This window comes from Pseudactinotalea terrae (assembly GCF_009733845.1).
Taxonomy (GTDB): domain Bacteria; phylum Actinomycetota; class Actinomycetes; order Actinomycetales; family Beutenbergiaceae; genus Pseudactinotalea; species Pseudactinotalea terrae.
This window is the reverse complement of the sequence record NZ_WNXZ01000005.1, coordinates 18,407-43,950: the sequence shown is the minus strand read 5'-3', so window position 1 is coordinate 43,950 and position 25,544 is coordinate 18,407. Positions and strand designations below refer to the sequence as shown.

The window sequence follows — 25,544 nt, the reverse complement described above, 5'->3', positions numbered from 1 at the left end:
CACAATTGCGCAAGCATCCTGCACATATGTGCACGGCGGAGCGGGAGAGATGGGAGTCCGTGAATGATGCAGGACGAGGCGGCGTTCCGCGCCGCGACGATGTACTACCTGCAGAACCAGACCATGGATGTCATCGCCCGGACGCTGCAGGTCTCCCGTTCCACGGTCTCCCGACTCATCGCCCACGCGCGGGACGTGGGGATGGTGCGGATCGCCGTCGAGCAGCCCTCAAGCAGGAGCGGCCAGTACCTGGGGCACCAGCTGGCGGCGACGTTCGGGATCCGAGCGCACGTGGTGCCGGTGCGGCCGCGGTCCACCGAGCTGCAGCGACTGGACCAGGTGGCGGCGGTGGCGGCGAACCTGCTGGGGCAGTGGTTCACCTCGAACATGGTGCTCGGGGTCGCGTGGGGCACCACGGTGTCGGCGATCGCCGGTCACCTGCGCAAGGTGCCCACCACGGGCTCGACGGTGGTCCAGCTCAACGGCGCAGCGAACACCTACGCCAGCGGGATCACGTACGCGAGCGACCTCATCGGGGCGATCGCGGAGAACTTCGACGCCACCTCCCAGCACTTCCCGGTGCCGGCCTTCTTCGACCACGCCGAGACGAAGACGTTGATGTGGCGCGAGCGCAGCGTGCAGCGGGTCCTCGAGATGCAGCGCCGGGTCGACATCGCGCTGTTCGGCGTCGGCGCCCTGACGGCGGAGGTCCCCTCCCACGTGTACTCCGCGGGCTATCTGACCGACCGGGAGCTGGCCGTGATCACGAGCGACGGCGTGGTCGGTGACGTCTGCACGGTGTTCCACCGAGAGGACGGCAGCTACAGCGACGTCGAGATCAACAGCCGCGCGACCGGCCCCAGCCCTCGCGAGCTACGGCGCTTCGCACGCCGCATGTGCGTGGTGGTCGGCGACCGGAAGGTGCCCGCGCTCCTCGGTGCGCTCCGCGCCCGCGTGGCCACGGACCTGATCCTCGACGAGGAGACCGCCGGCAAGCTCCTTGAGCGCGCCAACGCCCGGCCCTGACGCGGCGCGAGGGCGGCCGCGACTCCCGGGGGTGTGGCACGAAGTCCACGGTCGATGAGGTTATGACGGCGAAGCAACCGGTTGCCATCGCATCGAGCGTGGACTTTGGTCCAGATCTGACCGTGCTCAGAGAGAGCGGAGCAGGTGGACGCGCAGCAGCGCGAGCGCGACCACGAGCTGCAGCACCACGACCGCCCCGACGACAGCGCCGACGATGCCGGCCGTGTCGGCGAGCACCCACACCGTGATCACGAGCACGCACGCACCCACGATCACGCGCATGAGGATTGCGAACCGGGCGGCGGTGGATCGGATCGCCGCGTGGGGCACGTCGGTGCGGGCGGCGGCGGCTGAGTCCTCGCTGCCGGGCTCGCCGACCTGACGCAGCACCCGCGCGAGACCGCCCCCCGCGATCGCGGCCGCGACCAGCGCGCACAGCTGGCCGACCGCCAGCATCGACAGCCCCGCGACGATCGGCGGGGTGCGGAGGTCGTCGCCGGCGAGCGAGAGCGCGGCGGCGCCGATACCGGCGAGCACGATCACCGCGACCGCGAGCGTCACCAGCGCTCGGGTGTGGGCGCGCACGGAGCGAGCGATCAGCACGTCGGCGGGCGCGGTCTCCACGGCGTCGACGATAGTCGCCCTTCCGGCCCTTCCGGCCCTTCCGGCCCTTCCCGGCCTTCCTGCCCGGGGGATGGGTGGTGGCTCAGCGTCCACACCGCGGGTACCACTGGTCACTCAGCGGCCACTGGAGAAGGTTCGGTGGACGCTCAGCCACCAGCCAGGTCCAGTGGTGGCACTTCCGGCACTTCCGGCCCTTCCGCCCGTGCCGCTGTTCGGCGCGCCACGAGAAACACCATCAACAACTATTTATCAAGATAACTTGATAAAGAAGTCTTGAAGGTTTACGCTCCTTCACATGGACGACGACACGACGGCGCAGAGCTCGATCAGCGGTTCCTCGATCAGCAACCCCGAGCGCATCCGGGCACTGGCGCACCCGCTCCGGCTGGCGCTGCTCGACCACCTGGGCAACGTCGAGGACGCGACCGCCACCCAGTGCGCGGAGGCCGTCGGGGAGTCGGTCGCCTCCTGCTCCTTCCACCTGCATACGCTCGCGAAGTACGGGTTCATCGAGCCCGCGCCGCGTCGGGGTCGCGAGCGTCCGTGGCGCTCCACCGTGCGCGGCGGCATGGATGTCCGCCCCAGCGCGGAGATGCCCGGCTCCCGCCATGCCGTCGCCGAGCTCGCCGGCATGCAGGTGCTGCGCCAGGCCGAGCGCGTCCGCGCCTACCTCGCCACGCTCCCCGAGGAGTCCGAGGAATGGGTGCAGGCCAGCACCGTCACCTCCAGCACCTTCTGGGCCACGCCCGAGGAGCTGGCCCGGCTGAGTGAGCACCTGCAGACGGTCGCGGCCGAGTGGTTCGGCGGTCGTGAGGCCGACCCCGCCAAGCGACCCGCCGGTGCCCGCCGCTCCCACGTGTTCGCGACCGCGAACCCCGAGCCCCTGGAAGGCGGCGAACGATGAGCATCGCGACCGCGCTCCGCCGTCGCCCCGCGGCATGGAAGCACCAGCCGTTCCGCCGCCTCACGGCGGCCTGGGTGACCACCAACCTCGGCGACAGCGCCCTCTACCTGATGGCCGCCGTCTGGGCGAAGGACCTCACCGGGTCGGATGCGGCAGCCGGCATCGTGTTCGCGGTCCTCGGCCTGTCCACGCTGCTCGCACCCGTGATGGGCCACATCGTCGATCGGGTGTCGCGGCGGCGGCTGCTGATCATCGCGAACCTCGTCGGCGCCGGGCTGGTCTGCCTGCTGCTGCCGCTGACCGCGGACCGGTTCTGGCTCCTGTACATCGTGATCTTCGGGTACGGCGCGCTGGGCACGCTGACGGGGGCCGCGCAAGGGGCGCTGCTGCGGGACATGCTCGCCGACGACGAGCTCGCCTCCGGCAACGGCCTGCTCTCGACGATCGACCAGGCGCTCCGACTTGTCTCACCGTTGCTCGGCACGGCGCTCTACGTGACCGCGGGTCCGCTCGCCGTCGTCGCGCTCACCGCGACCTGCTTCGCCGCCACCGCGCTCCTGCTGGTCTTCGTGCGACAGGAGGAGTCGCAGCCCGAGCCGCGCGACGGCGAGAGCTTCCTGCGCTCGGCACTCGCCGGGTTCGGCCACATCGCGCGCACGCCGGTGCTCGCCCCCACCACGATCGCCATCGGTGTGGCGTTCGGGGCCACCGGCCTGCTCAACATCGCCGCGTTCCCGGTGATCGAGCAGGGGCTCGGGTTGCCGGCCGCCTCGCTGGGGGTGATGGTCAGCGTCCAGGGCATCGGTGCCGTGCTCGCGGGGGTCACCGCTGCGAGCGTCATCGCCCGGCTCGGTGAGCCGCGCACCCTCGCGGTCGGCCTGACCATTCTCGCGGCCGGCGGGGCCGCGTTCCTCACCACGAGCGTGCTGGTGGCCGGCGCCGGGATGGCCGCGGTCGGGTTCGGCGTGACCTGGAGCGTGGTCGCCTTCGTGACGATCCGGCAGCGGCTGACAGCGCCGCGCATGCAGGGCCGCACCTCGGCCGCCTCGAACCTGGCGATCAACCTGCCACAGGCGCTGCTCACGCTCGTGGGCGCGGCGGTGCTCGCCGTCATCGACTACCGGCTGCTGATCGCGATCACCGTGCTCGGGGTCGCAGGCGCGGCGGTGTCGGCGTTCGTGGTCCCGCCGATCCCGGCCCCCACGGTCACTGCTCCGGCAGCCGATAGCGAGCCGGCGAGCCCGTGACGGCGACCAACCCGTCGCTGACCAGACCGGCCAGCACGCGGTCGCGCTGGGTGCGATCGCCCCAGTCGGGCAGATCTTCCACCGTGAGCGCTCCGACGGCGGCCCGCAAGGCCGCCATGATCCGGCCCCTGGCCTGTCGCTCGGTTCCCTCCCAGGCCTGGGTGCGGCGGCGGTGCGCGTGCACGTCACCGGGGTACCCGGCGGCCCTCCAGGCACAGACATCGGCCAGCGGGCACACGTCGCAGCGCGGCGAGCGTGCGGTGCACACCAGCGCTCCCAGCTCCATCAGCCCGACGTTCCACCGCGCGCTCGCCGCAGGCTCCGGCGGCAGCACACCCTCGGCCCGGCGCTCCTCGGCGCGCGTCAGCGACGGAGCCGGCAACGCGGCGCCGTCGAGCACCCGGCCCAGCACCCGGCGCACGTTGGTGTCGAGCACGACGTCGCGCTCGCCGTAGGCGAACGAGCGCACCGCGGCGGCCGTGTAGCTGCCGATCCCGGGCAGCACGAGGAGATCGGAGGTCGCCACCGGGACCACGCCGTCGTGCCGGTCACGGATCGCGGCTGCCGCCTCGCGCAGCCTCAGCGCCCGGCGCGGGTAGCCCAGCCGGTCCCACGCACGCAGCACCTCGGCGGGGGTGGCGGCCGCCAGGTCGGCAGGCTGCGGCCACCGCTGCATCCACTCGCGCCAGCGCGGCTCGACCCGCACCACGGGAGTCTGCTGCAGCATCACCTCCGAGACCAGCACGGCCCAGGCCGAGACCCCGGCCGCGCGCCACGGCAGGTCCCGCTGGTGCCGGCGGTACCAGTCGAGCACGGCCGGCCACAGCTGCTCCGGGGGCTGGGTGATCGCCTTCACCCGCACAGTCTCGCCTGCTCGGCGGTATGTCTGCCGAGCTGCGGGCCTCGCAGGGGTTACGGTCACCGGCATGAGGAGTACCGCGACCCCACCCAAGCGGGGTGGCTCCTCCCCGAACCGTGCCAGGCCGCGCCCAGCGGCACGCGGCACCCGGGGCCCGACCGGTGCGCGATCCGCCACCCCGGCCCGGCCCGTGGGGCGATCGCACACGCCTGACCCCGCGGTCTTCCGCCGCCGGCGGATCCTTGCGCTGACGATCCTGCTCGTGCTCGTCGCGGGTGTCGCGCTGGGTGCCCAGGCCGTGATGCGAGCGATCGACGCTGCCGACGACGTCATCCCACGGACGGTCAGCACCGCCCCGATCACGCCGGTGGATGTCGATGACGAGCCGACCGGCCCGCCCACGGAGGAAGAGCTGGCCAACCCGGTCGACTGCCGTCCCGCCGCCGTCGACCTCGCGATCGGGATGGGCACCACGGCGGTGGCGGGCGCGACCACCGCGATGCCGGTCACGGTCACCAACGCCGGGCAGGTGCCGTGCCTGCTGGACATCGGCGGTGCCCAGATCGAGCTGACGATCTACTCGGGCGAGGATCTCGTGTGGACCTCGCAGCACTGCTCGACGCTCGGGGACCGGCGGGTGCTGCTCGACATCGGCGCTGCCGACACAGTCGCGTTCCGCTGGACCGGCACCCGCAGCGCGCCGGGCTGCCCGGGCGGTCAGCCGGTCGCCGCCGCAGGGACCTACCGTGCGGTCGTGGTGCTGGTGACCGCGGGGGACAGCCCCGAGCAGGTGGCGACCGTCGAGCAGGTGTTCACGGTCACGTAGTCGGTGAGCGGACCCGGGCGGTGCGCTCCGCCGTCGAGAGCGCTCAGGAGAAGCGCTCGAGCAGGCTGGACTCGGCCTGACGGGACAACCCCTCGCGAACGGATCGCGCACGCTGGGCGCCGACGCCGTCAACCACCTCGAGATCCTCGATCGTGGCTGAGAGCATGCGCTGCAGCGAGCCGAAGTGAGTGACCAGCGCGGTCACCACGGATGCCGGGAGGCGGGGGATCCGCGTGAGCATCCGGTAACCGCGGGCCGCGATGGCGGAGTCGAGCGCCTCACCCTGCCGGCCGCCGAGGCCGAGCACACGTGCGATCAGCGACAGGTCGAGCAGCTGGGAGGAGTCGAGCCCGGCGAGATCGCTGAGGACATCGGTCAGCGTGCGCGCCGAGCGGTCGTCGAGGTAGTCGCGGATGACGGTCTCGAGCCCGGAGCCGATACCGCCGCTCATCTCGTCGAACTGCAGCTCGAGCAGCCGGCCGTTGCTGCCGAGCTCGATCACGTAGTCCGCGATCTCGCCCGAGATCCGGCGCACCATCTCCAGGCGCTGCACCACCGAGGCGACGTCACGGACCGTGACGAGGTCCTCGATCTCCAGCGCCGAGAGCGTTCCGGCCACCTCGTCGAGGCGCTCCTTGTAGCGCTCGAGCGTGGCGAGTGCCTGGTTGGCGCGAGACAGGATCGCGTCGGAGTCCTCGAGCACGTACCGCTGGGAGCCGACGTACAGCGCCACGATGCGCATCGACTGGCTCACGGAGATCACCGGCAGGCCGGTCTGCTTCGCGGCGCGTTCCGCGGTGCGGTGCCGGGTTCCGGACTCGCTGGTCTCGATCGCCGCGTCCGGGAGGAGCTGGACGGCAGCGCGCAAGATGCGGGTGGCCTTGCCGTCGAGGACGATCGCACCGTCCATCTTCGCGAGCTCGCGCAGCCGGGTGGAGGAGAACTCGACGTCCAGCTCGAACCCGCCCGTGCAGATGCTCTCGACGACGTCGTCGTAACCGAGCACGATCAACGCACCCGTGCGCCCGCGCAGGATCCGCTCGAGCCCGTCGCGGAGCTCGGTGCCCGGGGCGACCCAGCCGAGGATCTCGCGCAGCGAAGGTGTGGACAAGCTCGGTACTCCCAACGCGCTCTCGACCTGGACTGCTGGGAAGTCTAGGCGGGCCGCTGCTCAGATCCGTCCCACTCAAGGATGAGATCGCCTCACAGATCGACCTTCGTCCAGCGCAGCCGTGCGAGCTGCGTGGCGTCGCCGGCGATCCACAGCCGCATCGCCCGTGCCACCTCGGCGGCGCTGCGCACCTCGGTGCCGAGGTGTCGGTCAGGTGAGCCGTCGCGGTACTCGAGCGCGTAGGCGTCACCGCGCCGCTGGGTCTGGATGTACCGCTGCTCGGCGATCGCGACGACCAGGTAGTCCTCGTCCCGCAGGCGGTGCACGAGCGCGGTGACGGCGGTGGGTGCGATCACCCGGTAGATGCCGTCGGCCGAGGACTCGATCATGCCCTCCCTCACGGACCGGGGATCGATCATGACGTCGTTCTGCGGATCGAAGACCCCGTAGCCGGCCCGAAGCGCCTCCGCGACGAGCACGTCGCGAGCATCCTGCACGCGCGGGTACGGGGCCGCGACCACGACCATGTCGCCCTCGGCCGCCAGCGGGTGGATTGACAGGAAAGCGCGCTGATCGTCCAGCGGCAGGTTGTGGCCGGTGATGGCGGCGGCGATGGCCGCCGCCTCGGGCTGCGGTGACCGCCCGAGCTGGCTGTGCACGTGAGCGGCCGCGGTTGCCGGGTCGGAGCAGGCGGCAGCCGGGATCACGTAGTGGTCATAGCTCATGCCCGAGCAGCCTCCCATGCCCGCCGGTGGGGGGTCAGTCGTCCGCGCGAGCCGTCAGGGCCGCCTCGACGGCGGAGCGCAGGTCGGGTGCTTCGACCAGCGACATCCCGGCCGGGGGGCCACCCAGCAGGTCGGACCGGGAGGGGATGATGGCGCGGGTGAAGCCGAGCCGCCGCGCCTCGGCGAGCCGGCGGCCCGTGCCCACCACGGGACGCAGCTCACCCGCGAGACCGATCTCGCCGATCGCGACGAGGCCGTCGTAGAGCGGGGCGTCCTGCTTCGAGCTCACGACGGCGAGCGCGACGGCCAGATCGACCGCCGGTTCCTGTGCGCGCGAGCCGCCCACGGTGGACACATAGGTGTCGTGGCCGCTGGCATCGAGCCCGAGCCGCGCGGAGAGAACGGCGAGGGCCATGGCGACGCGGGAGGAGTCGAGCCCGTGGGTGGCGCGGCGCGGTTGCGGGGCGCTGGTCTTCGCGAGCAGCGCCTGCACCTCGATCGGCATGGGGCGACGGCCATCGAGGGTCACGGTCACGCAGCTGCCGGCGACGGGGTCGCGGCCGCCGGACAGGAACAGGCCGGAGGGGTCCGGGAGCCCGTGGATGCCGGCCTCGTCGAGCGAGAAGCAGCCGACCTCGTCGACCGAGCCGAAGCGGTTCTTGACCGCTCGCACCAGCCGGAGCTGAGCGTGCTTGTCGCCCTCGAACTGGCACACGACGTCGACCAGGTGCTCGAGCACACGCGGCCCAGCGATCGCACCATCCTTCGTGACGTGTCCCACGAGCACGACGGGCAGCGCTGTGCGCTTGGCGACCGAGATCAACGCGGCGGCGACCTCGCGCACCTGCGAGACACCGCCGGCGGAACCATCGACCTGCGCCGACGCGATCGTCTGCACCGAGTCGACGACCAGCAGGTCCGGCTGCTGCGCCTCCACGTGACCCAGCACGCGGCCGAGATCGGTCTCGGCGGCGAGGAGCAAAGTGGGGCGGAGCGCTCCGATCCGCTCGGCGCGCAGCCTGACCTGCGCCGCGCTCTCCTCACCGGTGACGTACAGGACCTTGCCGCCGCCCTCGGCGGCCCGCGCCGCCACGTCGAGCAGGAGGGTCGACTTGCCGACACCCGGCTCTCCCGCGAGCAGGACCACGGCGCCGGGCACGATGCCGCCCCCGAGCACCCGGTCGAACTCGCCCACGCCCGTGGGGCGATAGGCGGCAGCGTGCGCATCCACATCGGCGATCGCCTGCGCGGCCGTGCCGGGGCGGGACACCGCGGTACGGGGCCCGGTCGCCTCGGGCCCGCCCGCCTCCACGAGCGTTCCCCAGGCCTGGCACTCGCCGCATCGCCCCACCCACTTGGGCGCGTTCCAGCCGCACTCGGCGCATGTGTAGCCCGCGCGAGCAGGCTTAACAGCTGTCTTGGCACTCACCCCGTGAACCTACCCGCCACCCCCGACACGCTCACCACAGGCTTGCGCCTCTCGCGGGTGGCGTGGGTAGCGGGCCGGGGAGCTACTCGGCGAGCCAGGCGGCGAAGGCGTCGACCGAGTAGGGGCGGCCGAGGAAGTCCTCGACGAGCTCGGCGGCATCCTTCTGCCCGCCCGGGGCGAGCACGCGGTCGCGGTAGCGGTGGGCCACCTCGGGGTCGAACATGTTCTCCCGGTCGAACGCCGAGAACATGTCCTTGGCGATCACGAGCGACCACATGTAGGTGTAGTAGCCCGAGGAGTAGCCGTCGAGGTGCCCGAACGAGGCGGCCATGTGGGTGCCGTCGATGAACGGGAACAGCGAGTACGCCTCCTGCAGCTCCTTGGTGCGCGCGGTGATGTCGGCCGTCTGCTCGGCGTGCAGGTAGTAGGAGAGCGCGGCGTAAAACATCTGGGTGCGGGCGTCGGAGCCCTTCCCGAAGTCGTCGGCGGTCCGCATCCGCGCCACCAGCTCGGCCGGGATCGGCTCGCCGTCGGCGTCGAGCGCGAACGAGCGCAGCACGTCCGCGTCCCAGGCCCACTCCTCGAGCAGCTGGCTGGGGGCCTCCACGAAGTCCCACTCGGTCGCCACGCCCGAGAACCGCACGTACCGGCCGCGCCCCGCGAGCACGTGGTGCACGAGGTGACCGAACTCGTGGAACAGGGTCACGACGTCGTCGTGCTCGATCAGGCCCTTGCCCACGTTGCACCCCAGCACGCCCTCGGCGAGCTGACGCCCCGCGATGCCGGGCTGCAGGTCGAACTGCGCCGCGTGCTTGTACTTGCCCTCGCGCGGGTGCAGGTCGAGATAGATGCGCCCGATGCGCTGGCCGTTCTCGGTCAGGTGCACGTCGTAGGAGTCGACGTCCTCGTGCCAGCGCACCGCGTCCGGCGCCGGCCGGTACTCCAGGCCGAGCAGCCGCCCGGTGACCTCGAGCAGCCCGTCACGCACGCGCGTGAAGTCGAAGTAGCGGCGCACCTCCTGGGCGTCGACGTCGAAGCGCTCCTTGCGGATCTTCTCGGTGTAGTACGCGGCGTCGGCGCGGTCGATGATCTCGGCGTCGGGCCGGTCCTGCTGCAGCCGCTCGAGCAGCACCGCGACATCGCGCTCGCCGCTCTCCAGGGACGCCTCGGCGATCCGATCGATGAACTCGGCGACGGCGGAGCCCGAGCCGATCATCTTCACTTCCGTGTCGTAGTCGGGCCAGCTGGCGTACCCCACGAGCGCCGCGAACTCGCGGCGCAGGCCCAGCAGCTCCTGCAGCAAGGCCTCGTTGTCGGGCCAGGCGCGGCTCAGGTAGGCGATCGAGAGCCGACGGCGGCACTCGGCGTCGTCGGCGAACATCATGAAGGGCACGTAGTCGGGGTAGTCGGTGGTCACCTCGACGAGCCCGTCGTCACCCGCGAGGTGCGCGTCGATCCAGTCCTGCGGCAGCCCGGCGAGCCGGTCCGGGGTCACGCGGATCGAGCGGACGTCGTCGCGGATGTTCTTGCCGAACTCCTGGCTGAGCTGGACCATCCGCTCGGAGATCTCGGTGACCCGTGCGCGGGTGGCGTCATCGCCGTCGACGCCCGAGCGGCGGAAGTCGCGCAGCACCCGGGTCAGCAGCCGGGCGGCGAGCGGATCGGTGCCGGCGAGCACGGCCGGGTCGAGCGCGGCGAACACTTCGAACAGGTCGCGGTCGAGGGACAGCTCGGTGCGGAGGCGCTCGACCTCCTGCACGGCGTCGTCGCCCCGGGATCGCGCGTCCTCGTTCGGGTGCAGCTCGGAGAGCGTGTGCGCGGGGGCAGCGAGGTTGCTGAGCGTGAGCTCGAGCTCGTTCCACCGCGCCACGGCCTCGGCCGGGTCGGTGGGCCGGTCGGTCTTCAACGCAGCGATGATCTCGCGGGCCTGCGCGAGCAGGGCAGCGGTGCGCTCGGCGAGCCAGTCGGCGGTCTGGTCGGGGGTGGGCAGGGTGAGCGGGGCGGGTCCGCCAGATGCATCGGTCACGGGCGCAGCCTATGACGCCGACCCGCTCCCACTACCCTGTCCGGGTGACTGACCCGTCGACGCCCGAAGCCATCGACCCGGTCGCGCAGGGTGGCGAGACGACCGCGTCTCGCCGATCGAAGCGCGCCGCCGGTGGCGAGCCCGCCTCGAACCGCAACCGCCGGCAGCTGATCCTCATCGGCTCGGTCGTCGCGGTGCTGGTGGTCGTGGCCCTCGCACTGCTGCTGACCCAGCGCCTCGGCGGCCAGATGGAGCCGCTCACGATCGAGACGACCACGGTCACGGTGCCGCCGCCGACCCCCGCCGAACCGGCGATCGAGCGCGACACGTCGACGGCGCTGCTGGCGGCCCTGCCCGATGCCGTGATCGGCTGGTCGGTCAGCGACCAGGTCGAGTCCGCGATGATGACCGAGCTCAGTGCGCTCGAGGGATGGCAGCTGACGTACTCGGGCAGGGACACCGCCGTCGTGCTCCAGGTCGGTCAGTGGCCCGAGGCCGAGGAGGCGACCGCAGCCGCTGCCGGTCTCGTGGGCGAGGCGACGGCGACGGACCAGGGCGAGGTGCTCGTGGCGGGTGCCCCGGTGGGGACGTTCACGACGTTCGAGGTCGACGGCGTGGAGCGCACCGTGTGGACCAATGCCACCGTGGTGCTCGTGGCCGAGGGGCCGATCGGGACCACGAGCACCTTCTACGACGCGTTCCCGCTCTGACCTGGAGGTTCCGATGACCGAGCACAGCGTCGCCCTGGTGGGCGCAGGCGTGATGGGTGAGGCGGTGCTCGGCTCGCTGGTGAGCGCGGTGGGCGCCGAGCGCGTCACGATCACCGACGGCCGTGAGGAACACGGTCGTAGGGTCGCGCAGCGGCACGGGGTGCGCTGGGCGGGCAGCAACGCCGAGGCGGCCCGCGGCAGCGAGGTGGTGGTGCTCGCGGTCAAGCCGAAGGATGTGGCCGATGTCTGCGCCGACCTCGCGCATGCCATGCCCGAGGGCGGCCTGGTGGTCAGCGTGGCCGCGGGGATCACGACGGCGTACCTCGCCGAGCGCCTGCCCGCCGGCACCCGGGTGGTCCGGGTGATGCCGAACACCCCCGCCACGATCGGCCGCGGCATCGCCGCTCTCAGCGCCGGTGGTGCGGCGCAGCAGAGCGATCTCGACGTGGTGGCCGAGCTGCTCGCCGGGACCGGGGAGACCGTGCAGGTCCCGGAGGACCAGCAGGACGTGGTGACGGCCATCTCCGGTTCTGGGCCCGCCTACGTGTTCTACCTGCTCGAGGCGATGCGCGACGCCGGTGTGGCCGGCGGTCTCGACCCCGACCTCGCGCTCACGCTCGCCCGTCACACGGTGGCCGGCGCCGCCGAGCTCGCGCTCGCCTCCGACGACGACCCGGCGGTGCTCCGCGAGCGCGTGACCTCGCCCGGGGGAACGACCCTCGCCGCGATCACCGAGCTCGACGAGCGCAAGGTGAGGGACGCCGTCGGCGCCGCTGCTCAGAAGGCGTGGGAACGGGCAGCCGAACTCGGCCGGTCCTGAGGCTAGGGCCGGCTCGCGAACTTCTCCAGCAGCGCGGTGTCGCCCGAGAGGATCAGGGTGTCCTCGGCGTCGATGCGCGTCTCCTGCGTGGCGTACTCGAAGGGCTTCCCCGGCGCCTTCACGCCCACGACCATGATGCCGTAGCGCGACCGCAGGTGCAGGTCGCCGACCGTGAAGCCCCAGGTCTCCTTCGGCGGCCGCATCTTGACGATCGTGAAGCCATCCTCCAGCTCGATGAAGTCGAGCATCCGGCCCGAGACCAGGTGTGCCACCCGGGTACCGGCATCCCACTCGGGATAGACCACGTGGTGGGCTCCGATGCGCTGCAGGATCCGGCCGTGCTCGGCGGAGATCGCCTTCGCCCAGATCAGCGGCGTGCCGAGGTCGACGAGGTTGCCGGTGATCAGCACGCTCGCCTCGATCGAGGTTCCCACGCCCACGACGGCGATCGGGAAGTCCTTCGCACCGAGCTGGGTGAGCGCCTCGGGGTTGGAGGCGTCGGCCTCGACGAGCGGCAGCCGGTCCGACCACTGCTGGATCAGCTCGGCGTCCTTCTCGACGCCGAGCACGTCGCGGCCGAGCTTGTCGAGCGTGAGCGCGATCGCAGAACCGAAGCGGCCGAGCCCGATCACGAGCACGCCGGCGTCGGCGCCCGGCTCGGGGCCCTTCGGGGAGATGCCGCGGGGGCGGTCGTCAGCCAATGATCGGCCTTTCCTCAGGCAGTCGGATCACGCGGCGCCGGTTGCGCAGCGCGAGCGCGGCCGCGAGTGTCATTGTCCCCGTGCGTCCCGCGAACATCAGCGCGATCAGCACGTACTTGCCGCCGTTCGGCAGATGGGGGGTGATCCCGGTGCTCAACCCGCAGGTGGCGAACGCCGAGATCACCTCGAACAGGATCACGTCGAGGTGGAGGTCGGTGAGCACGAGCAGCGCGAGGGCCGCGAGACCCACGAACGTGGCACCGATGAACGCGACCGCGATCGCGAGCCGCACCACCCCGGCGTCGACGCGACGGCCCCACGCCTCGAGGTCGCGGTCGCCTCGCGCCTCGGCCACGATCGCGAGCAGCATGACGGCGAACGTGGTCACCTTGATGCCGCCGCCGGTCGAGGCGGAGCCGCCGCCGATGAACATCAGCGCGTCCTGCATGAACCAGGTGGCCTCGCTCATGTCGTTGATGTCCACGGTGGAGAAGCCGGAGGAGCGCGGCGTCATCCCCGCCACCAGGGCTGCGAGCAGGCGACCGTGCACCGGCAGCCCGCCGAAGGTGTCCGGGTTCGTCCACTCGAAGGTGCCGATCAGCAGCACGCCGAGCACCCACAGGCCGAGGCTGGTGGTGATCGTCAGCTTCGCGTGCAGCGACCACCGCCGGGGGTTCCGCCAGTTCGAGGCCACCGAGAGGATCACGGGGAACCCCACGGCACCCACGAACGTCCCGACGATGATCGGCATGCACATCCACCAGTCCGAGACGAACGGTGACAGGCCGCCCGGCAGGATCATGATCCCGGCGTTGTTGAACACGGACACCGACAGGAACCAGCCCTGCCACAGAGCCTCGCCCAGCGGCATGCCCTCGGCCAGGAACCGCGGCACCAGCACGAGCGCGAGCCCGAACGTCAAGGTCAGGCTGGCGCCGATGACCGCGCGGACCAGCGAGCCGACCTCGCCGAGCCTCGTCAGCTTGGTCTCCGCGGCGGCGAGGAGCTTGGTGGTCAGACCCATCCGACGCGACACGGCGAGCCCGAGGATCGAGGCCAGCGTCATGACGCCGAGGCCACCGACCATCATCCCGAACATGATCACCACATGGCCGAAGTCGGACCAGTAGGAGGCCACGTCGACGGTGGTCAGTCCGGTGACGCACACGGCCGATGTCGCCATGAACAGTGCGTCGACGAACGGCGCGCGCTCACCCGAGGCGGTCGCGATCGGCAACGAGAGCAGGGCCGTCTCGATCGCGACGACCCCCGCGAAGACCAGCAGCGTCAGCCTGGCGGGGGAGCGGCGGGCGACGCCGTCGATCGAGTCGCGTAAAGCGGACACGAATGCTGGCAGCTCACGCGCCACCCGTGTCCCCTCTCTCCGGCCCCGACTGCCAGGGCGACGGGCATTACTGTGCCACCTCGCGGCGGGTGGCCGGAGCGATAGCGTGCACGCATGCCGCAGAACGAGCGCGCCACCTTGCTGTGGACCCCCGAGCTTCTCGGCTACGACTTCGGTCCCGGGCACCCGATGTCGCCGCTGCGGCTGCGGCTGACGATCGAGCTGGTCACCGCGTTCGGGCTCCTCGACCAGCTGGACGTGGTCGCACCCGAGCCGGTCGAGGACGAGGTGCTGCGCCTGGTCCACGACCAGGACTACATCGATCGCGTGCGCGCCGAGGATGCCGGCGAGCCGCCCCACCCGTTCGGGCTGGGCGGCACCGACAACCCGGTGTTCAGCCACATGCACGAGGCCAGCGCGCGGATCGTGGGCGGCACCGTCGCCGCCAGCCGCGCTGTCTGGCGTGGCGACACGCGGCGGGCGGTGAACCCCGCGGGCGGGATGCATCATGCGATGGCGCGGGCGGCGTCCGGCTTCTGCGTCTACAACGACGTCGCCGTGGGAATCGCCGCCGCTCTCGCCGAGGGCGCCGAGCGGATCCTCTACGTGGACATCGATGCCCATCACGGCGACGGCGTGGAGCGCGCCTTCTGGGACGACCCTCGCGTGCTCACGGTCTCGATCCATCAGAGCGGGCAGAGCCTGTTCCCCGGCACGGGCTTCCCGCAGGACATCGGCGGTCCGCAGGCGCGTGGCTGGGCCGTGAACGTGGCTCTGCCGCCGCGCACCTCCGACGCCGCGTGGCTACGAGCGATCGAGGCGGTCGTGGAGCCGCTCGCGCACGAGTGGCAGCCGCAGATGGTCGTGAGCCAGCACGGTGCCGACGCCCACCCCCGCGACCCGATCACCGACCTCGACATCTCGATCGACGCCCAGCGCGCCGCCGCGCTCATGGTCGCCGAGGTCGCCGACACCTACGCCGAGGGTCGCTGGGTCGCGACCGGAGGCGGCGGCTACGACCTCGTCAGCACGGTGCCGCGGGCCTGGACCCATCTGATCGCCGTCGTCGCGGGACACCCGATCGACCCCCAGACCCCGACGCCGCAGGCCTGGCGCGACGAGGTGCGCCACCTGCTCGGTCTCGACGGTCCCGACACGATGACCGAGGGAAAGCCCGGGACGTTCCGGCCCTGGGAGCAGGGATACGACCCCGAGGACCCGGTCGACCGGGCGATCCTCGCGACCCGTCGATCCGTCTACCCCGAACATGGTCTCGACCCGCAGATCCGGTAGGCTCGGGACCAGGCGAGGTGGCCGTGACGTGGTCGAACGGACGCCGTAAGGTTCCCGTTTGTCGGTTGCAGGCCCTAGAGTTCTGCTCACGTCGGGGACAGAGAAACTGGCACGAGAGCTCGTGCTGGAGAGGGAGTGGACGCATGGCGCAGCCGAGTGCTCCGCGTTTCCTCACCGTCGCCGAGGTCGCCCAGCTCGCCCGGGTCTCACGCATGACGGTGTATCGGATGGTGCACGCAGGGGATCTGCCGGCGATCCGCGTGGGCAAGTCGTTCCGGGTGCCGGAAGCCGCGGTCCAGGAGATGCTGTCCGAAGGGCTGCCGCTGTCTGACACCGCGGCAGAAGCGCGCTGAACGGACCGCTAGACTGGACCGCTGGTGGGCGGACTGCTCGTCTGTGTCCGCCGTCCTCGATCATCTAAGTCAGTGAGGTCCCCATGGGTTCCGTCATCAAGAAGCGCCGCAAGCGCATGGCGAAGAAGAAGCACCGCAAGCTGCTCCGCAAGACGCGTCACCAGCGTCGCAACAAGAAGTAGACGCACGGGGGCTCCGCCCCCGTGTGCCCCCGCTGGGGTTTCGCGCCGAGCTCAGGCCGGCGCAGTCGCCAGAGGCCGGACCTTCGGGTCCGGCCTTTCGCATAGGGGCCGGGGGCGTCGCGGGCGGCCCGGGACGCCCGCTGCTGCGTTGTGCGCTCGTCACGCTCGCCACGCGGGCGACCTCCGCCCCGTCACGCCGTGCACTGCTGCCCTCCCCATCGCCTCGCAATCCCTGACGTATGGTCGTTCCATGGCTGCTCGAGTCCAGCTCCTTGGCCGTGCCGGCTGCCACCTCTGCGACGGGGCGCGTCGCGTGGTGCGCTCGGTGTGCGATCCCGCCGGCGTCGCCTGGGAGGAGATCGACATCGATACCGATCCCACGCTCCAGGCGCGCTACGGGGAGCTCGTCCCGGTCGTCCTCGTCGACAACGTGCAGATCGGCTACTGGCGCATCGACCCGGGCAAGCTCCGGGCCGCGCTCGGGTGATCCCACCCGGAGAAGACAAGTGCGGCAGCCCCCACAAGGGAGCTGCCGCACCGGGTTCAGGCGACGTGGGGTCAGGCGACCCGGGCCGGCTGCCGGACGCCGGCGATCTCGATCGAGATCTTGACGTTGTCGCCGACCAGGAGGCCGCCGCCCTCGAGCGCGACGTTCCAGGTGAGCCCGAAGTCCTTGCGCGAGATCTCGGTGGTGGCCGAGAAGCCGACGCGGCCCGCGCCGTCGGGGCCGTTGGCCGCACCGTTGTACTCGACCGCGAGCGCGACCGGCTTGGTCACACCGTTGATCGTCAGGTCGCCGTTGATGGTGAACTCCTCGCCCTCACCCTCGACCGAGGTCGAGGTGAAGGTCCACGTGGGCTTGCTCGCGGCGTCCCAGAAGTCGGGGGAGGTCAGGTGGCCGTCGCGCTGCGCGTTGCCGGTGCTGACCGACGCGGAGTCGATCTCCACGTTCACGCTGGAGCTCGCGAAGGGCTCAGCGACGACGATCGAGCCGGTCACGTCGGTGAAGCGGCCACGCACCTTGGCGATGCCGGTGTGGCGGACGGTGAAGCCCAGCTCGGAGTGGCTCGCGTCGATGTCGTAGGTGCCAGCGGGGATGCTCATGGAGAAAACTTCTTCCTGTGGGAGACGTCGTGGGAACGCATCTAGTACAACATTCAATTAGACTGGTGTCAAGGAGGTAACAATGACCGACTGGCTCACCCTGGAGCAGCAACGACAGTGGCGCTCCTTGCTCACCGGTTCCAGCGCCCTGTTCGCCGCGCTCAACCACGATCTGGAGGCGGCAACCGGGCTCTCGTTGAACGAGTACGAGGTGCTCGTCCGGCTCTCCGAGAGCGATGACCGCACCCTGCGGATGTCGCTGCTCGCCGAAGGGCTCGTGCACTCGCGCTCGCGGATCACCCACACGGTGACGCGGATGGAGAAGCAGGGGCTGGTGCGCCGGCAGGCAGCGTGCGACGACGGCCGCGGCATCGACTGCGCCTTGACCGAGGAGGGGTACGCGACGCTGGTCGCGGCCGCCGCCGTGCACGTCGCGTCGGTGCGCGCGAGGCTCGTGGACGTGGTCACGCCCGCCGAGCTCGCCGCGATCGGTGCCGGTTTCGAGCGGGTGGGGGAGAAGATCGCGGAGAACCCGCCCGGCTGAGCCGGGTTGCGCCATCGGTGCTCGACGGCGCACCCCTGGTCTGGGTGTCCAGGAACCTTTGCGAGACTACGACCATGCGTCAGACACGTGTGCATCTTGTGCGCCACGGTGAGGTGGAGAATCCTCAGGGTCTCCTCTACGGCCGCCTACCGGGATACGGTCTGACCGATCGCGGCCGCCGGATGGCGCAGCGGATCGCCGAGCACTTCGCCCACGAGGACGTGGTGCACCTCGTCGCCTCGCCGCTGCAGCGCGCGCAGGAGACGATGGCGCCGCTGGCGCAGACGCTCGATCTGCCGGTGCGCACCGATGAGCGCGTGATCGAGGCGGACAGCGTCTTCGAGGGCCTCAACCTCGGGCCGCGGCCCGCGCAGCTCGCGCACCCCCGGTACTGGCGCTACCTCCTCAACCCGTTCAAGCCGTCCTGGGGCGAGCCGAACCTGGAGATCGTCGCGCGGATGCGTGCCGCGATCCGCGACGCACGCGCGGCCGCCGAGGGCCACGAGGCGGTCATCGTCTCCCACCAGAACCCGATCTGGACCACGCGCCTCTCGCTCGAGGGCCGCAGCTTCCTCCACGACCCGCGGCGCCGCCAGTGCACGCTGGCTTCCGTCACCTCGCTGACGTTCGACGGCGCCACCCTCGTGGGCCTCGACTACTCCGAGCCGGCCGGCGACCTGCTCGCCGGCGCCGAGGCGATCACGTGAGCGGGACCTCCCGGCGGGCCGTGCTGCTGGGCGCCGTCGGTCTGCTCGGTGCCGGCGCGCTCACCGCGTGCAGCAGCGACGAGACCCCCGAGGACTCCGACGGCGTCGACACCAGCTACGTGTCCGGCGACGGCACCGCCACCGAGTGGGCTCCCGACCGGCGCACGGACCCGGTCGAGCTGGCGGGCCAGACCATGGCGGGGGACGCCGTCGACCTGGCGGAGTGGCGCGGAGCGCCGGTGGTGCTCAACTTCTGGTACGCGACGTGTCCGCCTTGCCGCAAGGAGGCGCCGGACCTGGCGTCGCTGTCGGCCGAGCTCGAGGCCGACGGCGTCCGCTTCCTCGGTGTCAACCACACCGATGAGCCGGCCACGGCGCTCGCGTTCGAGCGCACCTTCGAGCTCCCGTACCCCACCCTCCACGACTCGGACGCCTCCGGGGTGGCCGCGCTGCAGGGGCTGGTGCCGCTGCAGGCGATGCCCAGCACGGTCGTGCTCGACGCCGAGGGGCGGGTCGCGGCCCGCATCATCGGGCTGGCGGAGCGGAGCACGTTGAAGGCGATGATCACGACGGTGCTGGCGGAGTCGTGACCAGGGCGCCGCAGACTTCTGCTCCCCAGCTGCGCTCCTCGGCACACGTCAGCGGGGGCCCCGCGTGACCTGGTTGAGCGAGCTGGGTGAGTCGTTCGCGAACACGGCGTTCTCGGGCCCGATGCTGGCGGCGATCGCGGTCTCGCTGCTCGCGGGGTTCGTCTCGTTCGCCTCGCCCTGCGTGCTGCCGCTGGTGCCCGGGTACGTCGGGTACATCGGAGGCATGGCAGGGCTCGAGCCCGGGGCATCGAAGGGGGCGACGGCGAACCGTGCCGGGCGAGGCAAGCTCGTGCTGGGCGTGGGGCTGTTCGTGCTCGGGTTCTCGCTCGTGTTCGTCATGGTCGCCGCGGTGTTCTCCGTGGGTGTCGCACTGGTGCGGTGGCAGGACCTGCTGATCCGGGTCCTCGGCGTGGTGGTCGCGGTGCTCGGGCTCGCCTTCATGGGGTTGATCCCGTTCCTGCAGCGCGAGCGGCGGATGCACCTGCAGCCACGCGCCGGGCTCTGGGGTGCGCCTGTGCTCGGCTTCGCGTTCGGGCTGGGCTGGACGCCGTGCATCGGCCCGACGCTGTCGGTGGTGCTCGCGATCGGGGCGCAGCAGAACGACATCGGGCGCGCGATCGCGCTGAGCCTCGCCTACAGCCTCGGGCTCGGCCTGCCGTTCCTGCTGGTGGCTCTCGGGCTGCGCTCCTCCGAGCGGCTGCTCGGGTTCCTGCGGCGCCACCGGCTGGCGATCATGCGCGTCGGTGGTGGGCTGCTCGTGCTGATCGGCCTCGCGATGGTGACGGGGCTGTGGGGCCGGCTGATGAGCGCGCTGCAGGGGCTGGTCCTGGGAAGTTCGACGGTGATCTGATGTCGCGCTACGCACCAGAGGGGCTCAAGGAGTCGGAGGGCGGCGCCGCACCCGCACCCACCGCCGGTCCGCGGCTCGGCGTCGTGGGCTGGCTGCGCTGGGCCTGGCGGCAGCTGACCAGCATGCGGGTGGCGCTGATGCTGCTGCTCCTGCTCGCCGTGGTCGCGCTGCCGGGGTCGTTCTTCCCGCAGCGCCCGCAGACCCCGGAGGCGGTCGCCGAGTACCTGGAGACCAACCCCGAGCTCGGCCCGTTCCTCGACGCGATCGGCATGTTCGACGTGTACGGGTCGCCGTGGTTCTCGGCGGTCTACCTGCTGCTGTTCGTCTCCCTGATCGGCTGCATCGTGCCGCGCACGTTCGCGCACGCGCAGGCGATGCGCGCGGGCCCCTCCCGGGTGCCGCGCAACTTTGCCCGGTTCCCGACCCAGACCACGGTGAGGACCAGGCGCAAGGCGAGCTCCGCCGTCGGGGCGGCCGAGGCCGTGCTCGGGCGCGGGTACAAGCGCGCGACCACGACGCGGGACGACGGCGTCGTCGAGATCTCCGCCGAGCGCGGCTACGGCCGCGAGACCGGCAACCTGGTGTTCCACCTCGCCCTGGTGGGGCTGCTCGTGGTGACCGCGTGGGGCCAGCTGGTGCAGTACCGCGGCCAGGCCGTCGTCGTCGAGGGCGATGCCATGGTGAACTCCGCGGTCGACTACGACACGTTCACCTCCGGCGCGTGGTTCGACAGCGACAGCCAGGAGGCGTTCCGGATCCAGCTCGACGAGTTCACCTCGGTCTTCACCGAGGCCGCTCGGCCCGATGCGTTCACCGCCGACGTCACGCTCACCCGCGGCGACGGCGAGACCTCGACCGCGCAGATCCAGCCCAACAGCCCGCTCAGCGTCGGCGACGCCAACGTGTACCTCACCGGCAACGGCTACGCACCGGTGATCACGGTGACCGACGCGTCAGGGGATGTCGCGTTCTCCGGGCCGGTGCTGTTCCTGCCGCAGGACACCGCCTACACCTCGACCGGGGTGATCCTCGTCCCCGACGCCAACCGCGGCGAGCCGCAGCTCGGGTTCTCCGGGCAGCTGTTCCCGACCGCGCTGCGCGCCGAGGACGGTACCGTGCTGGGCTCGACCTTCCCGCAGCCGAACGACCCGGTGCTGATCCTCAACCTCTGGACCGGTGATCTCGGGCTCGACGACGGCACGCCCCAGAACCTGTTCGTGCTGGACACCGAGGGTCTCGAGCAGGCGATGGACGTCACCGAGGACGGCGCCGAGTTCCCCCTCGAGCTCGAGCTCGAGCCGGGGGAGACGGTCGAGCTGCCCGACGGCCAGGGCAGCGTGACCTTCTCCGAGCTGCGCCGGTTCGCTGCGCTCGACGTGCGCTGGGACCCCTCGGTGCCGTGGATGGGGGTGTTCGCGGCGCTCGCCTTCCTCGGGCTCGCGGCCTCCCTGTTCCTGCCCCGACGCCGGCTGTGGCTCCGCATCGAGCCCGGTGAGAGCGGTACCGTGGTGCACGCTGCGGCCCTGGCCCGAGGCGACGATCCCGGCCTGCAGCGAGAGCTCGACCGCGTCATCGACGCGGTGACCAAGAAGACGGCACGTCCGGAGGCCAAGAACGATGGGTGATCTCAGCACGGTGTTCGTGCTCAGCTCGGTGGTGACCTACCTGGTCGCACTGATCTTCTTCGCTGTCGACGTCTCGGCCCTGGGTGGGCACGCGCCGAAGCGGACCGTGCGCAAGGCGGCCAACATCGCGGTGGCGCTGAGCTGGCTCGGTGTCGGGCTGCAGGCCGTGGGGCTGGCGCTGCGCGGCATCGCCGCCGGGCGGGTGCCGTGGGCGAACATGTACGAGTTCAGCCTCACCTTCTCCTTCGTGGCCGTGCTCGCGTTCCTGCTGATCAACCGCAAGCGCGACATCCGCTACCTCGGCGTCTTCGCCACCTTCCTGGCGGTCGCGGTGCTGTACGTGGCGTTCTGGCAGCTCTACGTCGAGGCCGACGGCGTGCAGCCGATCCTCGACTCGTACTGGCTGGTCATCCACGTCTCGATCGCCGCTGCCTCGACCGGGGTGTTCGCTATCGCCGCCGCGGCCTCCCTGCTCCAGCTCGTCCAGCACCGGCAGTCGCGTCGCCGGGCCGTAGCCGAGGAGCGGGTGCTGGTGGCCTCCGGTGGCGGCGCCGAGGCGCCGGTCAGCCAGCCCGCTGGAGCCGCCGCTGGCTCCAGCGGCTCCGCGGCGCCCTCGACCTTCGTGGGCCGCCTGATGGCGCAGCTCCCCGACGCCGAGTCGCTCGAGCGGTTCGCCTACCGCCTGAACGCGGTCGCGTTCGTCGGATGGACGCTCACCGTGGTGGCTGGTGCCATCTGGGCCGAGGCCGCGTGGGGTCGCCCGTGGGGCTGGGACCCGAAGGAGACCTGGTCGCTGGTCATCTGGTTGATCTACGCGGCCTACCTGCACGTCCGTGCCACGGTCGGCTGGACGATCAACCGGTTCGCCTGGTTCGGGCTCATCGGGTTCGCGGCGCTGCTCGCGAACTTCTACGTGGTCAACATCTTCTTCCCGGGGAACCACTCCTACAGCGGGCTCTGAGCCCGCCGCCGCTACCGGGACTCGTTGGGGCCCGGCTCGTCCTCGACGGCATCGCCGCTGGCGGGGTTCTCGTCGCTGGAAGGCGTGGGGTCGGCCTCGGGCTGGGGTCGCTTCGTGCGCCGCTCGAGCTCGCGGAGGAACTCCGGGTCGTCGTCGGGGGCCACCGGGCGCCGCTGCGCAACCTCGGGCCCCGGCAGGATCAGCCGGGAGACGATCAGCCAGATCACCGTGCCGACCAGCGGCAGCACGATCATCAGCGCCACCCAGATCCACAGCGGGATGTTCCGACGCGTGCGGGCGTCCGCCTGCGCGCAGTCGACGATCCCGTAGATCACCGCCGCGAGGATCAGCAGCGCGAACACCTGACGCATACCCCCGAGCCTACGACGCCCCAGCACCTTTCGCTCTCACCCCGGCTCCGCCCTCGGCTCTCCCCGGCTTCCACCCTCCGCTCCCAGCCCGCTGACCTGCTTGGCTCCCGATCTCGTGGGGCGGATGGCCCCGGCTCCTGCGCGCGTCTGTCCCACCCGCCAGCCTCCGCCGGGACGAGGGCCGGTCGCAAGGAAGGTGGTGCAGGCGAACTACCCTGGAAGGGTGCCGCTGCTGATCTACACCGTGCTCCGCCTGCTGCTGGTTGTGGCGGCGGGGGCACTGCTCTACCTGCTGGGGATGCGCGGGGTGCTGCTCGTGGTCGTCGCGGTGATCGTGGGTGCGCTGCTGTCATTCCTGCTGCTCAAAGGTCCGCGCGACCGTGCGGCCGGCACGCTCAAGGCGTTCGCCGAGCGCGAGCCCCGGGCCAGCAGGCCCGACGCCGACTCCCTCGCCGAGGACGACGACCTCGAGGCCTCAGCCGAGCCAGAGGACCAGCCCGAGCGCGACGCCGAACGCTAGCTCGAGCATCCCCGTGCGCTTGAGCACGGTGATCAGCGCCGGACCCGTGGCTCCGGCGAGCACCGTGCGACTCAACGCCACCACCGGAACGGCGAGCAGCAGCAGCGCCGCCGCGACGGCATCGGCGCCGCCGGCCACACCACCCAGCACGGCGAGGACCAGCGCACCCACGAGCATCGCGACGTAGCCGATCCGCGCACGACGGTCGCCGAGTCGCACAGCCAGGGTGCGCTTGCCGGCGTCGACGTCGGTGGGGATGTCGCGGATGTTGTTCGCCATCAGCAGCGCGCACGCGAGCAACCCGATCGAGGACCCGGCGAGCACCGTGGCCGCGGTGACCTGCAGGGCCTGCGTGTAGGTGGTGCCGATCGTGGCGACCAGCCCGAAGAACACGAACACCGCGACCTCGCCGAACCCGCGGTACCCGTACGGGTTCCTCCCCCCGGTGTAGAACCAGGCGGCGACGACGCACAGCGCGCCCACCGCGAGCAACCACCAGGTCCCGGCCCATACGCACAGCGCCAGCCCGAGCACCGCGGCGACGCCGAAGGCCGCGAAGGCGGCCCGCTTGACCGTGCCGGGTGCCACCGCACCCGAAGCGGTCAGCCGCTGGGGCCCGACGCGGTGGTCGTCGGTGCCCCGGACGCCGTCGGAGTAGTCGTTCGCGAAGTTGACCCCCACCTGCAGCGCGAGCGCCACCCCGGCGGCCAGCGCGGCCCTGCCGAGATGGGCGCCGTCGACCGCTGCTGCCGCCCCGGTGCCGGTGAGCACGGGTGCCACGGCCGCCGGCAGGGTGCGCACCCGCGCGCCGGTGGCCCACTCGCGCAGGCCCGGTCGGGAGGGTGAGGGCGGTCCGCTCGGATCAGGCACCGCACGAGGCTACCGCCGCGCGGACGTGGGCCGAGCGGCCGCTAGCGACGCTGGGCGGCCTGTGCCAGCGCGAGAGCAGCGCGGCGGTCCGGCTTGCCGGGGCCGCGGGTGGGGAGCTCGTCGACCACCACGACCGCACGGGGTGCGTCAGGGCCGTGCCCGACGGCGTCCCTCACCTCGGTCAGCGAGCACGCCCTGGTCACGACGGCGGTCACGATCGCGCCCCACTCGGCATCGGGGACCCCGACGACGATGACCTCGCCCACCAGCGGCTCCAGCAGCCTTTCGACGTGCGTGGGATGCACCTTGACGCCGCCGGTGATGATGACGTCGTCGACGCGACCGAGGATCGCCAGGCGGCCCTCGGCGTCGACCGCGCCCGCGTCGGAGGTGACGAACCACCGACCTTCGGCGTCGTGCTCGAAGGGCTGCGGACCGTCGTCGAGGTAGCCCTCGGCGAGCATCGGCCCGCCGAGCAGCACGCGCCCCTGCCGGATGCGTACCTGCGCACCGGGCAGCGGGAGCCCGTCGTACACGCAGCCGCCGCTGGTCTCGGTCATGCCGTACGTCGTGACCACGGGGACGCCCGCCGCGCGGGCGCGATCCACGTCCGCACGCGCCGCGGCCGCACCGCCCAGCAGCACCGCCGAGCAGCGGGCGAGCGCCGCCAGCGCCCGGTCGTCCGCCTCGAGGACCCGGTGCAGCTGGGTGGGCACGAGGGAGAGGTACAGGGGAGCGTCGTCGGGCGCCGCGAGCACGGCGTCGGCCAACGCCGTCGCGTCGAACGGGCCAGGCCGCACCAGCACCGGCGCCAGCCCCGCTCGCACCGACCGCACCAGCACCTGCACGCCCGCCACGTGCACGGGCGGCAGGGCCAGGACCCACCGGCCCGGGCCGGACAGCCGCGCGTGCGTCGCATCGGTACTCGCGAGCAGAGCCGCCGCCGACAACGCCACCGGGCGACCCACGCCCGTGCTCGAGCCCGAGGTCCGCAGCACCAGCGCGACGCCCTCGGGCACCACACGGTCAACGGGACCGCCCAGCACGAGCGGTGCTCCGCCGTCGAGAGCGGACTGCAGCGCATCGCGGAGCGTCAGCGGGTCCCAGGTTGCCGGCACGCGGTCACCGTAGCAACGCCGGCACAGATGAAAGTGGCCCGGCAGCGTAGGGGATGCACCGCCGGGCCGCCCGGCTCAGCCGGGATCCGTCAGCTCGTCGGAC

29 protein-coding genes are annotated in these 25,544 nt (G+C 71.7%); 17 read left to right on the top strand and 12 right to left on the bottom strand.

The window, feature by feature from the left end:
- Positions 1–63 precede the first annotated feature (63 nt).
- Positions 64–1,026, top strand: coding sequence for a sugar-binding transcriptional regulator (locus GPA03_RS15670; protein WP_206673594.1), 963 nt, complete (start codon positions 64–66; stop codon positions 1,024–1,026).
- Between the two features lie 126 nt (positions 1,027–1,152).
- Here GPA03_RS15670 and GPA03_RS15665 read toward each other — a convergent pair whose 3' ends face one another.
- Positions 1,153–1,650, bottom strand: a complete 498-nt coding sequence (locus tag GPA03_RS15665) for a hypothetical protein (protein ID WP_156252981.1) — start codon at positions 1,648–1,650, stop codon at positions 1,153–1,155.
- A gap of 295 nt (positions 1,651–1,945) precedes the next feature.
- Between GPA03_RS15665 and GPA03_RS15660 the strand changes: the two genes are divergently transcribed.
- Both GPA03_RS15660 and GPA03_RS15655 read left to right on the top strand, forming a co-directional pair.
- Positions 1,946–2,554 (top strand): ArsR/SmtB family transcription factor, encoded by a 609-nt coding sequence (locus GPA03_RS15660; protein ID WP_156252980.1) that lies wholly within the window; start codon positions 1,946–1,948, stop codon positions 2,552–2,554.
- Positions 2,551–3,801 (top strand): MFS transporter, encoded by a 1,251-nt coding sequence (locus GPA03_RS15655; RefSeq protein ID WP_156252979.1) that lies wholly within the window; start codon positions 2,551–2,553, stop codon positions 3,799–3,801. Before GPA03_RS15660 ends, GPA03_RS15655 begins: the two co-directional genes overlap by 4 nt.
- Here GPA03_RS15655 and GPA03_RS15650 read toward each other — a convergent pair.
- The gene (locus GPA03_RS15650) at positions 3,761–4,663 is read right to left on the bottom strand and encodes an HhH-GPD family protein (protein ID WP_421958426.1); all 903 of its coding nucleotides are present in this window, start codon (positions 4,661–4,663) and stop codon (positions 3,761–3,763) included. The genes GPA03_RS15655 and GPA03_RS15650 overlap by 41 nt on opposite strands.
- 64 nt (positions 4,664–4,727) lie before the next feature.
- On the opposite strand from GPA03_RS15650, the gene GPA03_RS15645 reads away from it, so the two are divergent.
- Positions 4,728–5,486, top strand: a complete 759-nt coding sequence (locus GPA03_RS15645; RefSeq protein WP_156252977.1) for a hypothetical protein — start codon at positions 4,728–4,730, stop codon at positions 5,484–5,486.
- A 43-nt stretch (positions 5,487–5,529) separates the two neighbouring features.
- Here GPA03_RS15645 and disA read toward each other — a convergent pair whose 3' ends face one another.
- The 4 genes from disA to GPA03_RS15625 all read right to left on the bottom strand — a co-directional run bounded on the left by disA (position 5,530) and on the right by GPA03_RS15625 (position 10,777).
- Positions 5,530–6,597 (bottom strand): DNA integrity scanning diadenylate cyclase DisA, encoded by a 1,068-nt coding sequence (disA, locus tag GPA03_RS15640; protein WP_241681337.1) that lies wholly within the window; start codon positions 6,595–6,597, stop codon positions 5,530–5,532.
- Positions 6,598–6,689: 92 nt separating this feature from the next.
- Entirely contained in the window at positions 6,690–7,322 is a 633-nt protein-coding gene (locus GPA03_RS15635; RefSeq protein WP_156252975.1) for a hypothetical protein, read from the bottom strand.
- A gap of 34 nt (positions 7,323–7,356) precedes the next feature.
- On the bottom strand, positions 7,357–8,751 hold the full coding sequence (gene radA / locus GPA03_RS15630; RefSeq protein WP_156252974.1) for a DNA repair protein RadA: 1,395 nt from the start codon (positions 8,749–8,751) through the stop codon (positions 7,357–7,359).
- 82 nt (positions 8,752–8,833) lie between these two features.
- The gene (locus GPA03_RS15625; RefSeq protein WP_156252973.1) at positions 8,834–10,777 is read right to left on the bottom strand and encodes a M3 family metallopeptidase; all 1,944 of its coding nucleotides are present in this window, start codon (positions 10,775–10,777) and stop codon (positions 8,834–8,836) included.
- Between the two features lie 44 nt (positions 10,778–10,821).
- Between GPA03_RS15625 and GPA03_RS15620 the strand changes: the two genes are divergently transcribed.
- Both GPA03_RS15620 and proC read left to right on the top strand, forming a co-directional pair.
- Positions 10,822–11,487, top strand: a complete 666-nt coding sequence (locus GPA03_RS15620; protein ID WP_156252972.1) for a hypothetical protein — start codon at positions 10,822–10,824, stop codon at positions 11,485–11,487.
- A gap of 13 nt (positions 11,488–11,500) precedes the next feature.
- Complete coding sequence (gene proC / locus GPA03_RS15615; RefSeq protein ID WP_156252971.1) at positions 11,501–12,307, top strand: pyrroline-5-carboxylate reductase; 807 nt, start codon at positions 11,501–11,503, stop codon at positions 12,305–12,307.
- Between the two features lie 2 nt (positions 12,308–12,309).
- Here proC and GPA03_RS15610 read toward each other — a convergent pair whose 3' ends face one another.
- On the bottom strand, positions 12,310–13,008 hold the full coding sequence (locus GPA03_RS15610; RefSeq protein WP_194239533.1) for a potassium channel family protein: 699 nt from the start codon (positions 13,006–13,008) through the stop codon (positions 12,310–12,312).
- Complete coding sequence (locus tag GPA03_RS15605; RefSeq protein ID WP_206673593.1) at positions 13,001–14,377, bottom strand: TrkH family potassium uptake protein; 1,377 nt, start codon at positions 14,375–14,377, stop codon at positions 13,001–13,003. The genes GPA03_RS15610 and GPA03_RS15605 overlap by 8 nt, the downstream gene beginning before the upstream one ends.
- 90 nt (positions 14,378–14,467) lie before the next feature.
- Between GPA03_RS15605 and GPA03_RS15600 the strand changes: the two genes are divergently transcribed.
- The 4 genes from GPA03_RS15600 to GPA03_RS15585 all read left to right on the top strand — a co-directional run bounded on the left by GPA03_RS15600 (position 14,468) and on the right by GPA03_RS15585 (position 16,668).
- Complete coding sequence (locus GPA03_RS15600) at positions 14,468–15,646, top strand: acetoin utilization protein AcuC (protein WP_156252970.1); 1,179 nt, start codon at positions 14,468–14,470, stop codon at positions 15,644–15,646.
- Between the two features lie 143 nt (positions 15,647–15,789).
- Positions 15,790–15,999, top strand: a complete 210-nt coding sequence (locus GPA03_RS15595) for a helix-turn-helix domain-containing protein (RefSeq protein WP_156252969.1) — start codon at positions 15,790–15,792, stop codon at positions 15,997–15,999.
- Positions 16,000–16,082: 83 nt separating this feature from the next.
- Positions 16,083–16,181: a 30S ribosomal protein bS22 gene (locus tag GPA03_RS15590; RefSeq protein WP_003792170.1), complete on the top strand. Its 99-nt coding sequence runs from the start codon at positions 16,083–16,085 to the stop codon at positions 16,179–16,181.
- A gap of 250 nt (positions 16,182–16,431) precedes the next feature.
- Positions 16,432–16,668, top strand: a complete 237-nt coding sequence (locus GPA03_RS15585; RefSeq protein WP_156252968.1) for a glutaredoxin family protein — start codon at positions 16,432–16,434, stop codon at positions 16,666–16,668.
- Positions 16,669–16,739: 71 nt separating this feature from the next.
- On the opposite strand, the gene GPA03_RS15580 is transcribed toward GPA03_RS15585, so the two are convergent.
- A complete protein-coding gene (locus GPA03_RS15580; protein WP_156252967.1) occupies positions 16,740–17,285 on the bottom strand; it encodes a YceI family protein in 546 nt (181 codons plus the stop codon).
- A gap of 82 nt (positions 17,286–17,367) precedes the next feature.
- Between GPA03_RS15580 and GPA03_RS15575 the strand changes: the two genes are divergently transcribed.
- The 6 genes from GPA03_RS15575 (at position 17,368) to ccsB (ending at position 22,562) form a co-directional block, all read left to right on the top strand.
- Complete coding sequence (locus tag GPA03_RS15575; RefSeq protein ID WP_156252966.1) at positions 17,368–17,829, top strand: MarR family winged helix-turn-helix transcriptional regulator; 462 nt, start codon at positions 17,368–17,370, stop codon at positions 17,827–17,829.
- A gap of 74 nt (positions 17,830–17,903) precedes the next feature.
- On the top strand, positions 17,904–18,536 hold the full coding sequence (locus GPA03_RS15570; protein WP_156252965.1) for a histidine phosphatase family protein: 633 nt from the start codon (positions 17,904–17,906) through the stop codon (positions 18,534–18,536).
- Positions 18,533–19,126 (top strand): TlpA family protein disulfide reductase, encoded by a 594-nt coding sequence (locus tag GPA03_RS15565; RefSeq protein WP_156252964.1) that lies wholly within the window; start codon positions 18,533–18,535, stop codon positions 19,124–19,126. The genes GPA03_RS15570 and GPA03_RS15565 overlap by 4 nt, the downstream gene beginning before the upstream one ends.
- Before the next feature lie 64 nt (positions 19,127–19,190).
- Positions 19,191–19,976: a cytochrome c biogenesis CcdA family protein gene (locus GPA03_RS15560; protein ID WP_421958425.1), complete on the top strand. Its 786-nt coding sequence runs from the start codon at positions 19,191–19,193 to the stop codon at positions 19,974–19,976.
- Positions 19,976–21,601, top strand: coding sequence for a cytochrome c biogenesis protein ResB (gene resB / locus GPA03_RS15555; RefSeq protein ID WP_156252963.1), 1,626 nt, complete (start codon positions 19,976–19,978; stop codon positions 21,599–21,601). Before GPA03_RS15560 ends, resB begins: the two co-directional genes overlap by 1 nt.
- On the top strand, positions 21,594–22,562 hold the full coding sequence (gene ccsB / locus GPA03_RS15550; RefSeq protein WP_156252962.1) for a c-type cytochrome biogenesis protein CcsB: 969 nt from the start codon (positions 21,594–21,596) through the stop codon (positions 22,560–22,562). The genes resB and ccsB overlap by 8 nt, the downstream gene beginning before the upstream one ends.
- 11 nt (positions 22,563–22,573) lie before the next feature.
- Here the strand turns inward: ccsB and GPA03_RS15545 are convergent, their stop codons facing one another.
- Positions 22,574–22,933, bottom strand: a complete 360-nt coding sequence (locus GPA03_RS15545; protein ID WP_156252961.1) for a PLD nuclease N-terminal domain-containing protein — start codon at positions 22,931–22,933, stop codon at positions 22,574–22,576.
- Between the two features lie 223 nt (positions 22,934–23,156).
- Here GPA03_RS15545 and GPA03_RS15540 point away from each other — a divergent pair, with 223 nt between their 5' ends.
- Entirely contained in the window at positions 23,157–23,453 is a 297-nt protein-coding gene (locus tag GPA03_RS15540) for a DUF4229 domain-containing protein (RefSeq protein WP_156252960.1), read from the top strand.
- On the opposite strand, the gene GPA03_RS15535 is transcribed toward GPA03_RS15540, so the two are convergent.
- Positions 23,409–24,323, bottom strand: coding sequence for a 1,4-dihydroxy-2-naphthoate polyprenyltransferase (locus tag GPA03_RS15535; RefSeq protein ID WP_241681335.1), 915 nt, complete (start codon positions 24,321–24,323; stop codon positions 23,409–23,411). The genes GPA03_RS15540 and GPA03_RS15535 overlap by 45 nt on opposite strands.
- 41 nt (positions 24,324–24,364) lie before the next feature.
- Positions 24,365–25,441 (bottom strand): AMP-binding protein, encoded by a 1,077-nt coding sequence (locus tag GPA03_RS15530; RefSeq protein ID WP_170296899.1) that lies wholly within the window; start codon positions 25,439–25,441, stop codon positions 24,365–24,367.
- Positions 25,442–25,544: the final 103 nt, after the last annotated feature.